At 41.8% G+C, this 12387-nt stretch carries 11 protein-coding genes; 6 read left to right on the forward strand and 5 right to left on the reverse strand.

The window, feature by feature from the left end; genetic code table 11:
• Positions 1-3 precede the first annotated feature (3 nt).
• From gspH to yghD, 6 genes are read left to right on the forward strand one after another with little or no spacing between them, the layout of a single operon-like run.
• The gene (gene gspH, locus C3D30_RS02640) at positions 4-567 is read left to right on the forward strand and encodes a type II secretion system minor pseudopilin GspH (RefSeq protein ID WP_105286419.1); all 564 of its coding nucleotides are present in this window, start codon (positions 4-6) and stop codon (positions 565-567) included.
• The gene (gspI, locus tag C3D30_RS02645) at positions 564-935 is read left to right on the forward strand and encodes a type II secretion system minor pseudopilin GspI (protein WP_105286420.1); all 372 of its coding nucleotides are present in this window, start codon (positions 564-566) and stop codon (positions 933-935) included. Before gspH ends, gspI begins: the two co-directional genes overlap by 4 nt.
• The gene (gene gspJ / locus C3D30_RS02650) at positions 932-1537 is read left to right on the forward strand and encodes a type II secretion system minor pseudopilin GspJ (RefSeq protein ID WP_001546119.1); all 606 of its coding nucleotides are present in this window, start codon (positions 932-934) and stop codon (positions 1535-1537) included. The genes gspI and gspJ overlap by 4 nt, the downstream gene beginning before the upstream one ends.
• Positions 1534-2511 carry a type II secretion system minor pseudopilin GspK gene (gspK, locus tag C3D30_RS02655; RefSeq protein WP_105286421.1) on the forward strand — a complete coding sequence of 326 codons (978 nt, stop codon included), beginning with the start codon at positions 1534-1536 and terminating at the stop codon, positions 2509-2511. Before gspJ ends, gspK begins: the two co-directional genes overlap by 4 nt.
• Positions 2508-3686: a type II secretion system protein GspL gene (gene gspL, locus C3D30_RS02660; protein ID WP_105286422.1), complete on the forward strand. Its 1179-nt coding sequence runs from the start codon at positions 2508-2510 to the stop codon at positions 3684-3686. Before gspK ends, gspL begins: the two co-directional genes overlap by 4 nt.
• 1 nt (position 3687) lies before the next feature.
• Positions 3688-4224: a GspM family type II secretion system protein YghD gene (yghD, locus tag C3D30_RS02665; protein WP_105286423.1), complete on the forward strand. Its 537-nt coding sequence runs from the start codon at positions 3688-3690 to the stop codon at positions 4222-4224.
• Between the two features lie 806 nt (positions 4225-5030).
• Here yghD and C3D30_RS02670 read toward each other — a convergent pair.
• From C3D30_RS02670 to C3D30_RS02690, 5 genes are all read right to left on the reverse strand, one after another.
• On the reverse strand, positions 5031-5696 hold the full coding sequence (locus C3D30_RS02670) for an acyltransferase (RefSeq protein ID WP_105286424.1): 666 nt from the start codon (positions 5694-5696) through the stop codon (positions 5031-5033).
• 13 nt (positions 5697-5709) lie between these two features.
• Positions 5710-9207, reverse strand: a complete 3498-nt coding sequence (locus C3D30_RS02675) for an HAD family hydrolase (RefSeq protein ID WP_105286425.1) — start codon at positions 9205-9207, stop codon at positions 5710-5712.
• A gap of 56 nt (positions 9208-9263) precedes the next feature.
• Positions 9264-9932: an ABC transporter ATP-binding protein gene (locus tag C3D30_RS02680; protein WP_105286426.1), complete on the reverse strand. Its 669-nt coding sequence runs from the start codon at positions 9930-9932 to the stop codon at positions 9264-9266.
• On the reverse strand, positions 9929-10708 hold the full coding sequence (locus C3D30_RS02685) for an ABC transporter permease (protein ID WP_105286427.1): 780 nt from the start codon (positions 10706-10708) through the stop codon (positions 9929-9931). The genes C3D30_RS02680 and C3D30_RS02685 overlap by 4 nt, the downstream gene beginning before the upstream one ends.
• Positions 10709-11123: 415 nt before the next feature.
• Entirely contained in the window at positions 11124-12356 is a 1233-nt protein-coding gene (locus tag C3D30_RS02690) for a capsule polysaccharide biogenesis protein (protein WP_105286428.1), read from the reverse strand.
• Positions 12357-12387 lie beyond the last annotated feature (31 nt).

Below are 12387 nucleotides of genomic sequence, written 5' to 3' on the forward strand. Positions count from 1 at the left end.
TCAGTGCCTGAACGCGGATTCACTCTTCTGGAAATCATGCTGGTGATTTTCCTTATCGGCCTTGCCTGTGTGGGCGTGGTACAGACGTTTGCGACCGATTCTGAATCGCCTGCGAAAAAAGCGGCGCAGGATTTTCTGACTCGCTTTGCGCAGTTTAAGGACAGGGCAGTGATCGAAGGGAAAACACTCGGTGTGTTAATCGACCCGCCAGGCTATCAGTTTATGCAGCGTCGTCAGGGGCAGTGGTTGCCCGTTTCTGCGACCCGGTTATCGGCACAGGTTACGGTGCCGAAACAGGTGCAGATGCTGTTACAACCCGGAAGTGATATCTGGCAGAAAGAGTATGCGCTGGAGCTGCAACGTCGTCGCCTGACGCTGCATGATATTGAACTGGAACTGCAAAAAGAGGCGAAAAAGAAGACGCCGCAGATCCGCTTCTCGCCTTTTGAACCCGCCACGCCGTTTACGCTGCGCTTCTACTCGGCGGCGCAAAACGCATGTTGGGCGGTAAAGCTGGCGCACGATGGCGCGTTATCCCTCAATCAATGTGATGAGAGGATGCCATGAAGCGCGGATTTACGTTGCTGGAAGTGATGCTCGCGCTGGCGATTTTTGCGCTAGCTGCCACGGCGGTACTACAGATTGCCAGCGGTGCGCTGAGTAATCAGCAGGTTCTTGAGGAGAAAACGGTAGCGGGCTGGGTAGCTGAAAACCAGACCGCACTGCTCTACCTGATGACCCGCGAACAACGGGCGGTCAGGTATCAGGGCGAGAGCGATATGGCAGGAAGCCGCTGGTACTGGCGAACTACACCGCTGAATACCGGTAACGCGCTGCTCCAGGCGGTGGATATTGAAGTCAGCCGTCATGAAGACTTTTCGTCGGTGATCCAGTCACGACGCGCCTGGTTTAGCGCCGTGGGAGGCCAACAGTGAGAAGGACTCGCGCTGGTTTCACGTTACTGGAAATGCTGGTGGCAATCGCCATTTTTGCCTCACTGGCACTGATGGCGCAGCAGGTGACAAACGGCGTTACGCGCGTGAATAGCGCCGTCGCCGAACACGATCAAAAACTAAACCTCATGCAGCAAACGATGAGTTTTCTGACCCACGATCTGACACAAATGATGCCGCGTCCGGTAAGAGGCGAGCAGGGGCAGCGGGAACCGGCGTTACTGGCTGGCGCTGGCGTGCTGGCGTCTGAGAGTGAAGGGATACGCTTTGTGCGTGGCGGTGTGGTTAATCCGTTGATGCGCCTGCCGCGCAGTAATCTGCTCACCGTCGGTTACCGCATTCATGACGGTTATCTCGAACGGTTAGCCTGGCCGCTGACCGATGCAGCAGGCAGTGTGAAGCCAACAACGCAAAAATTAATCCCGGCGGATTCGCTCCGTTTGCAGTTCTACGACGGCACGCGCTGGCAGGAGAGTTGGTCGTCAGGGCAGGCGATCCCTGTGGCGGTGCGCATGACCCTGCATTCGCCACAATGGGGCGAGATTGAACGCATCTGGTTGTTACGCGGGCCGCAATTATCATGATCACCTCACCACCAAAACGCGGAATGGCACTGGTCGTGGTGCTGATATTGCTGGCGGTCATAATGCTGGTAACCATCACGCTTTCCGGGCGGATGCAGCAACAACTTGGGCGAACGCGCAGCCAGCAGGAGTACCAGCAGGCGCTGTGGTACAGCGCCAGTGCGGAAAGCCTGGCGTTGAGCGCACTCAGTCTGAGCCTGAAAAATGAAAAGCGCGTGCATCTGGCACAACCGTGGGCTTCTGGCCCTCGTTTTTTCCCACTGCCGCAGGGGCAAATTGCCGTCACCCTGCGCGACGCACAGGCCTGCTTTAACCTGAATGTTCTAGCTCAGCCGACGACGGCATCGCGTCCGCTCGCGGTACAACAGTTGATTGCCCTGATCTCGCGCCTGGATGTGCCAGCTTATCGAGCTGAACTGATAGCCGAAAGCCTGTGGGAGTTTATTGACGAGGATCGCAGCGTGCAGACGCGTCTGGGGCGTGAAGACAGCGAGTATCTCGCCCGCTCGGTGCCGTTCTATGCCGCGAATCAACCGCTGGCTGATATCAGCGAAATGCGCGTGGTGCAGGGAATGGACGCCGGACTTTATCAAAAACTGAAACCGCTGGTTTGTGCGCTGCCGATGACCCGCCAGCAAATCAACATCAACACATTAGACGTCACGCAAAGCGTAATTCTTGAGGCGCTGTTTGACCCGTGGTTAAGCCCTGTTCAGGCGCGGGCGTTATTACAACAACGTCCGGCGAAGGGCTGGGAAGATGTCGAGCAGTTTCTTGCACAGCCGCTACTTGCTGACGTCGATGAGCGTACTAAAAAACAGCTAAAAACCGTCCTGAGCGTGGACAGCAATTACTTCTGGCTGCGTTCGGATATCACCGTGAATGAGATTGAACTGACGATGAACTCGTTAATTGTCCGCATGGGGCCACAACACTTTTCGGTTCTCTGGCATCAGACAGGAGAAAGTGAGTGAGTTCCATGCTTGAGATTTTTTTCCCGCTTTGCGCCACCGACCCCATCCGCTGGCAGCGCCGTACCGCCGACGTGGAGTGCGGTATCTGGCCTGACGTCGACAACGAACAGCTTCAGCAATGGCTGCAAACCGATGCGATTCGACTCTACATTCCCGGCGAATGGATCAGCGTCTGGCAGGTTGAACTGCCTGATGTCGCCCGCAAGCAGATACCGACTATTCTGCCCGCCTTACTGGAAGAAGAGCTGAACCAGGATATCGATGAACTGCATTTCGCCCCGTTGAAAATCGACCAGCAACTGGCAACCGTGGCAGTGATTCACCAGCAGCATATGCGCAACATTGCGCAGTGGTTGCAGGAAAACGGCATCACCCGCGCTACCGTCGCGCCGGACTGGATGTCCATTCCTTGTGGATTTATGGCTGGCGATGCGCAACGGGTTATCTGCCGCATCGATGAATGTCGGGGATGGAGCGCCGGGCGTGCGCTGGCTCCGGTTATGTTCCGCGCACAGCTCAATGAGCAGGATTTACCGCTTTCGCTAACCGTGGTCGGCATTGCGCCGGAAGAGCTATCGACATGGGCTGGCGTAGACGCTGAACGCCTGACCGTTACGGCTCTGCCAGCCATTACCACTTATGGCGAACCGGAAGGGAACCTGCTAACAGGGCCGTGGCAGCCTCGCGTCAGCTACCGAAAACAGTGGGCGCGCTGGCGGGTGATGGCTCTGCCGGTATTGCTGATTCTGGTTGCGCTGGCAGTGGAACGGGGTGTGACGTTATGGAGCGTCAGTGAACAGGTGGCGCAAAGCCGCGCCCAGGCGGAAAAACAGTTCTTAACGTTGTTCCCGGAGCAGAAGCGGATTGTGAATTTACGCTCTCAGGTGACGATGGCGCTGAAAAAATATCGCCCGCAGGCCGACGATACCAGGCTGCTCGCAGAGTTGTCAGCGATTGCCAGCACCCTGAAAACGGCGTCACTTTCCGACATCGAGATGCGTGGCTTCACCTTTGATCAAAAACGCCAGACGCTCCACCTTCAGTTGCGGGCAGCGAGCTTTGCCAGTTTCGACAAACTGCGTAGCGCACTGGCGGCAGATTATGTTGTGCAACAGGACGCATTACAGAAAGAGGGTGATGCGGTTTCCGGCGGCGTAACGTTGCGGAGGAAATAACATGTTACGCGATAAATTTATTCACTATTTTCAGCAATGGCGTGAACGCCAGTTAAGCCGTGGCGAACACTGGCTGGCACAACACTTGGCGGGGCGTTCGCCGCGCGAAAAAGGCATGTTACTGGCAGCGGCGGTGTTTCTGTTTAGCGCCGGATATTACGTCCTCATCTGGCAGCCTTTGAGCGAACGGGTAGAGCAACAGGAGACGATGTTGCAGCAGCTGGTGGCGATGAACACCCGACTGAAGAGCGCCGCGCCGGATATTATCGCAGCGCGAAAATCCGCCACAACAACGCCTGCGCAGGTATCGCGGGTCATTAGTGACAGTGCTTCCGCGCATTCTGTGGTCATCAAGCGGATAGCTGAGCGCGGGGAGAATATTCAGGTCTGGATAGATCCTGTGGTGTTTAATGACCTGCTGAACTGGTTAAACGCGCTGGATGAAAAGTATGCGCTGCGGGTGACACAAATTGATGTCAGCGCAGGTGAGAAGCCAGGGATGGTAAATGTGCAGCGACTGGAGTTTGGGCGGAGGTAGGTATTAAAAAATATGAACATTGATGATATTAAAAGTATTATCAAGATTCATTAGCTATTATATTAGAATTGATATTTTTATTATTAAATTAAAGTCAGATGAAATTGCATATATAAACGAAGTATGGAACTACAGCATAAAATTTTATTGAGGCGATTAATAAACAAGAGTTATATAACTGATTGATATTACAATGATTGGATGGGGGCATGTGTCAAAAAATAATCAACAAACAATCATATCAGAAAAAGGTATGTTTTCTTATTCAAGGCCTCTTTAGAGAGGTCTTGCGTAGGCGAAGAATTCTATGTGACAGTACATACAACGAAGGGGGATTTTTTGTTAAAGTGCATTTTTTTGAACATATATAAGGGAAAGTATTTACATGGCGTGATATTCAGGTTGTAATAAGTCACTTTGGTTACAGTTGTGTGGTGTGTGTTTTGTGGTGGATTATCGGCCTCCTGATTATCGTTGTTATATTTGCTGTCTTAGTGGTCAGGTCTCGTATGCAGGATATGGATGATGATTATTGATAATATAAAATTAGGAACTAGAAATGTAACGCTCACTTTATAAACCATATAAAGTGAGCGTTTTTAGTAGTCTAGTCGAAATAAATAAGTACTTTTAAAAAGTACATGGCAGCTATCATCTTGATAACTTTAAAACACAATAAAAGATACAAGTGTTTTTAGAATAATTAATGTCACCTCATAGTCGTGAGATAAAAACAATAATGATGAAACGTTTTATCATACCATAATAATTATATTGCACCGCTCAAGGTAAAATATTATTTCCAATCAGTCACTAGTAAACATATAGTTACTTTTCAACGCATCAATGTGGCTCTTTGGTATATCATTGCCAAGGCTGCGTCTATCCCAAATAACATTCTCTTTAACTATTTTTGCAGGTGTGCCAGCTAATATTACATTTCCTCTCGTAAATTCTTTATTTACATATGATCCCATGCCGACAATTGTATTCTGCTTTATAACAGCTCCCTTTCCAATATTCACTCCATACCCCATCCAGACATGCTTTTCAATGATTACACTTTTGGCTTTATTTATTCTTTCTCCTGTAGCTAAATCAATTATTGAATGGCTATCCCCAGAGCGAATTACAATATCACGTGAAAACATGCAATCCTCACCTATCGTAATTTCTGTACCATATTCACATTCAATTCTAGCCCCCCCAATTGTTGTGAATTTTCCGATATTAATTTTATTTTGGTTAGATTTTGCTGAAATGCTACATGAGAGGACACAGTTTTTACCAATTAAAATGGTATTATTATTGCCATTTATATCGATGATTAATTTCTTTATTGTTAATCCAGTAGAAAAAATAATTTTATTGTTTGAACCATTAATCGTAATACTGAATTTCCCCCTAACTAATGGGGCATCTCCTTCCCCAAAACGTATTACATTGTTCTTACCATTATCATGAAGTTGCATATGTAAACCCTCTTTACATATTTATCTGTCTTGTTGTTAACTTATACCATTTAGTAAGGAGTTTTTTTCTTGAATCTAAGAAAAATGCATCTCTATCTTTCGTGTATTTATTGTATTTCTTAGGGGTTGAGAATAATTTTAAAGTTGCTTTCTCTATATTTAAGTAAATTTTTGGCACAGAAGTAATTACATTTTCAATATTCTTTGTGCTATTTGTATGTGTAGGGGTTTTAGTTGGATTGTTTGCAATGGTAGTTTTTTCTATATGGGGAACGCTCTTATCTTTTTTAACGGCTTTCTTTTTTTCTGCTAAAAAATAGATGTCGGCACCTTTATTAAAAACTGAAATTTGGTTTGGTTTGTTTGCTATTACGTATTTTTTGCTGACACCACCAAATGAATCTTCAAATGCTTGTCCAACTAAAAACAGAACATCTTCTTTTGTTGGTGATTTAATGAAATTATCAAGAACTTTTTCTCCTAGCGACCAATCACAATATGATTGGTTAGCCATATCACCAAAGCGATTTTTCATATCGTGGGCGAAATTAGTGATGCCTGCATGAATTTCGTCAATTAATTTAACTCTATTGCTATGCATAGGTTCATCACGGAAATGCTTAATAATTTTTCCCGAGATATCTTTTGTCATACATACGAGACTTCGATCAGTATGGCAGGTCAGAAATTCAATTAGATGTCTATTGTTGACAGCGCAACTTTTTGATTCAACAGAAAGAAAATCACCAATAAAAGATTTAATGGTGTGACCTTGGTCTAACCATTTTTCTGCACCCTGTAAAGTGGCATAATAGTAACCTATAAATTTTTTGTCGATGAGTTCACCTAATGAACCTTGCATATTGGCTTTCCAACCAATATCAACAATACCACTATTATAATGATCAAATATACCAACCTGATTTAAGTATTCGATGTAGGTATTTCGCTCTGAAGTTGCTTGATCGATAATTTCCTGAGATAATGACTGGCAAAGTTTTGAAAACTTAATTTTTGTAATATTATCTGATTCAAGAATATCATTAGCTGTATTAAATCCAGCCGAAATTAGTTTTTCTTCTGTAATGTATTTTTCCTCAAGACCAAAACGATAATTTAGAAGTTGAGAGATAGTTACTCCAGATGAAAAAGGTTGAGATGCAACATTTAATATGTCATTAATGCTTCTTATAGAGGCAACTCTTACGGTCCTGCGTGAACAATATAAATAAACACTAGGTATGCTTTCATTATCATCTTTAGTATAAATATCATATAATTGTTTAAGTATCCAACCCTCTCTAGATAAAAAATAGATACGTTGTAATCCATCATTTTTTGATTGTCGAATAATCCATTGAACAAAAGATGATAGCATTGGACCTAATGCAGCATACCCTAAATTATAAGGTTTACCTAAGAAAAGTGTATTTTCTCCTAAGTCTCCAAGAGGATTATCAAAAAGTTTTGCAGCAATTAACCCAGCTATTATACTTCGGGGTTTTTCACCGACTCCTTTTTTAGGAGAAAATATATTGTAATAATGCTTGTTATTTCGCATTCTATCTAATGCTCGAACAATGCGAAATGAAAGCATTCCTTTTGATCTTGGCATTTTGATATCAGCTGCTACATTATCACCAATATGTATAATTTTTTCTGGAGGAATGCCTAGTTCATCAAGTACTACATCAAATAACCCTCCTTCTTTTTTACGAACACCATATGTGCTTGAGACAAATAATTTATCATAACCAGAATAGCCAGCTTTAGTTAACATTCGTTCTATTGCAAACTCAGGCAAATACATATCTGAGATAATCGATATTGGCCTACCAGTTCTTTTCGCAGCTTCCCAAAGACGCTTACCTGCAGGTCTTGCTTCGATTAAAGAAATTTCCAATTCAATCTCAGCATGCATGATTTTATCTTTGATATCATCCGTTAATTGATAGTGCTCTTGCAACGCTGAATAGATATCATCAAGGGTTATCTCGCCTTTTTGACTATTGTTTCTTGTTTCGACTTCTGCTGTAAGACGAGCTCTGTAAAAATCCTCAGTTAGACCATTGCTTATTTTTAATGCAATGGTTTCAAGGAATTTATAAACGTCTGCAGGTGTTTCAACAGGTCGATTTATTAATGTGTCAAAAACATCGAAAGTAATATGCTCTAATTCTTCTCGCTTAACAATCCTTTCAAGTTTTAAGGCGTCTGCATTTTGTAGTGCTATTAATTCATCAGTTTTTCTTACATCTTTTTCTGCACGAGAAATATTGAATTGGTTAAGTAAATTAGATGAATAGTTTGGATCGATAGTATTAAAGTCTACAAATAGATCTATTCCTTTTTTTCCCGATTTCTTTCTTTTGATCATTTCATCTAATAATGCTCTCAGGAAATCGCCATCTTTTAAAATTTTACTTGCAAGCGGTTGTTGTTTATTAATAATAAAATTAAGTACAGAGGAATAAATTTTTTTTTGTTCAATGTCATATCTTTTTAAATAATCGCTGCTTAATTTTTTAATAAATGTATCATGAGGGACAGAAATATCTTTCTGCCATACTAAAGCTTGTATTGCTAAGGAGGAAGAGCAACTTACTATTTTATCTACAAACGGTAGCAGATACTGGGATACGCTATTTATTTTATCAAATTTCTCATTGAATATTATATTTGGCCACTTTTTTTTAATAACGCTAAGTGCTTCAGGGGTTAATATTGTATCTTTTACTTTTGGTGTTACGTATTGAGTAACAACAATGCCGGATTTAGACGGGGTGTTATTTAATACGTCTACTAAAAAATCTGATTGTGATATATATGGAGTATCAGACAAAAAAGCATAATGTCCGCTAGTCTGTAGAGGTAATAATATTAACTCGTTATATTCTTCTCTGTGATCTAGGTCACTATAATTAAAAGGGGTAATAGCATTAATTGCATTTTTTACAGCTTCGCTGAAGTTGTTTACAGATTCTGAATTATGAGCTGTATCATCAGTAATAATTGATTCAAAATATTTATATAATGATCCATGTTTATATAGCCCTACGGGATCAAATGTCACCATATGAGGATAAGGTGCACGGCAAAAAGCCCCAGGCATTTGATGAATGATTAAAGCTTCTGGGAATAAATTTTCAAGAAATGGTACGGGGGTCTCCCATAAAAATATTACATCGTAATAAGCTGAGAGTACTTCTTTGAGTTTATTAGCAATTTTTATTGATAATGGGCCGTTGGGATTATCATAAAGCTCTTTTGAAGGGTCAGATAAAACACCTACAATATCTATGATGTTTTCTAATTTAAGGTTGATAACGTTTATATCTCTATTTAAGTTAGATGTTGTATCTGAAATCAAATCATGTGTTATTACATCAACATCATAACCAATACTATTTAAAAGATTTGCTTGAGGTAGTAAATGTTTCACAAAGCAATTCTTATAAAATAATAAATCACCTTGTGCAAACCACGGAGAATTCCATATCAATGCTTTCATAATATTTCCTCACAAAGGATAGTTATCAATGATTAATCAATATATTTATGATGTTTTTAACACGCTTTTTCGTCATGCATGTATTGTTCTATAGCAATAGATACATCCTCATAATAGACAGAGCTATTATTTTTCCCAAGATATATTGCTACATCACAATATTCTTTTAATAGATTAAGGCTATGAGATACTATTAAAAAGTTTGATGTTTTATGTTTCTCACTGAATAATGAAAAACATTTCTCTTTAAATCTGGCGTCTCCCACAGCCATAACCTCATCAACAAGATAATAATCAAAATCAAATGCCATACTGAGGCCAAACCCTAATCGAGAACGCATGCCAGAAGAATATGTTTTTATTGGCATGTCAAAGTATTTCCCAAGTTCGGAAAATTCCTCTACAAATGAAACCTTATCTTGTAGCTCATCTTTTTTAGCATAAAGTCTTGCAACAAATTTAACATTTTCACGCCCTGTCAGACTGCCTTGAAACCCACCAGCTAAACCTACTGGCCATGAAATGGTTTGATCAGTAAGTATTCTCCCCCTATCTGGTCGATCTATACCACCTATCATTCGAAGCAATGTTGATTTACCTGCACCATTACGTCCAACTAAAGCAACACTTTTTCCTGTGGGCAATTCAATATTTAAATCTTTAAAAACATAATGTCTTCCTTTAGGTGTACGGTATGATTTTGTGAGATTCTCAATACGTATCATGAGGTTAACATAGCCTCCTCTTTGAAGCGATACAGGCAAAGTCCTACGAAAAACACTACTAAAGAAAAAAAAGCCAGATAATTAACACTAACACCTTCGCTTATATATCCAGGTACAACAGATTGACGACTTAACTCTACAACATGTACTAAAGGATTCCATAATAAATATCCCCAGTATATTTTAGGGATAGAATGAAGAGGAAACATTACACAAGATATGAAATAAAGAGGTTTAATCATTATAGGTAAAAACTTTTCCGTTTCTGGGAAAGTTTTACCTAACACCATAAAAATTAAACCTACGCCAAGAGAAAATATAATAAGTAATCCCCAAGTTGCAGCGAGCATAATGATGTTTAAAAATGAAAACTCTTCCCCAAGTAAACCTACAATTGACATTAGGATTATGTAAACACCACTATATATTAATGTTTCTAGAAGAGTTCGTGAAATTATTGTGTCAATAGGCTTTACTGGTCTGTAATTAAATAAGCCCTGATTGGAATTTATTGCTCCAATAGAGCGAACTGCGATATTGCTAAAAAGAAAATAAGGGATAAGACCGTTTAGGAGAAAAACTGGAAATGAGATATCTGGCATGGTTCTATGCATAATATATCCAAATATACCAATCAAGATCATCAAATGTGCTGTTGGTTCGAGGAGTGCCCATAAATACCCCAGCCGATATTTACCAAAGCGAGTCTTAATTTCACGAAGAAACAAAGCTTTCACCGCCGCTATTTGAACTTCAAAACCACTTCTTCTCGCCATTTGAGATATAACCTTAATATATTTTGGTACGCTACCGCCCCTGGCTCTAGCTACCAGTATGCTCGCTCAGACGTACTATATGAGACAAACCAGAGTGGACAGATAAATACTTCGTCTGGTATTAGTTTGTCTTTTCTTTACAGATACACTTATAGATTTTGCAATAAATTTTTTAGTTTGAAATAGTCCAATTAATGTAATGTTAGTGAAACATTTTTGTAATAACCTGAGGTTGATTGTTTCATTTAATTCTATTAATTGAATTGTATTGATTTGTGAATTCTATCATTCAGACTTACAGATAACTCCAGTGTTTAATATGTAACCACACACTCATAAAAAGCGAGGTAGCTTGTAAGAAGCTAATGCTTTATCACTTGTATAAAATCTATTTTTGGTTATTTTATATCAACTTTTATTTATTGTTCAATATGGGGCTGATTTCTAATGTAATCGTATCACAGTGTAAATGTGATTCCCCATAATAAACCCCATTAACCTGCGTCCTCACCAATAAATACCACCGAAACTTCTTAAACAGTTTCATATCCGGTTTAAAATCGGCCTGCCAGAACTGGTGCAAATGCCCTTGATACGTCAAGCCTTTGATGTCGTACAGGGCATTGCCCATCACTTTGAGTGGTTTGTTATGAATCAGCGCAGAGATCCCCGCCGTACTGTTAATCGTTACTACTGCTTTTGCGTGGCGTAATAATTCCGGCATCGGGAGATCGTGCACATAAATGACTCGCTCACCTAAGCCATATTCCTTACTCAACCGTTTAATTAATGGTCGATAGAGTCTGTGACCACGATCCATCGGATGATGTTTGATCACCAAATAACTTTCTTTCGGCGCTTTACGCGAAAATGAGTACATGACTTCATTAATATAGTCACGCACATCGTTATAATTGCTGTGGTTACGAATCTGGCTATCGTTATATACCTGCAAAACGGCAAGATAATAACGCTGATCCAGCTCGTTCATTAACCTCGGCAATACCTTACGCTGTGTTACCTTGTAAAGTTGCTTGCGCCAGTATGCGCGAACCCAGCAACGTGCCTCATACCAGGGGGAAAACGATTTGTGGTGGCGGTAGCGAGGGAACTCATGACGGTAATGCCAGCCCATCAGGTAATACCACATCGCATGGCCAATACGTTTCATTGTTGAAGGTGTTAAGTTCTCAACATGCGGCGCAGGCATATCTGGTAACTTACGATAAAAATCCGGATCGCGCGGTAGCGATGAATATGCGTTCACTCCGCCTTCTTCAACAGTAATAAATTGCGGGCGTAAATATCCTTCTTCAAATGCCAGGAAGCGGATACCTTTCGACTTTGCCCAGCGTTTTGCTTCTTTATGCAATGGGCGGCAATCGCCAAAGCAGAGGATAGTGTCAAAGTCATATTGCCGGTGGAGATCTCGCAACCATCCGGGAAACTCTTTCGGTGTCTGGTAGTAAGCCAGATAATGTCGATGGCGGCAGTAAAAACGATCCCCACCGTTGAATACAACATTCACAGCGTTACGGCCTAATGACTCTAGCCACTCGGCAACATCACTGAAAAAGGGTCCCATCGGCCCCTGCAATAGCAGATATTTTTTACCGGATAATAAAACGGTTAGTGCATTACCTTGCATAAATAATTTGTTTAATAGTCAACTATGAAAT

The sequence above is a fragment of the Escherichia sp. MOD1-EC5433 genome (assembly GCF_002966005.1).
GTDB classification, from domain to species: domain Bacteria; phylum Pseudomonadota; class Gammaproteobacteria; order Enterobacterales; family Enterobacteriaceae; genus Escherichia; species Escherichia ruysiae.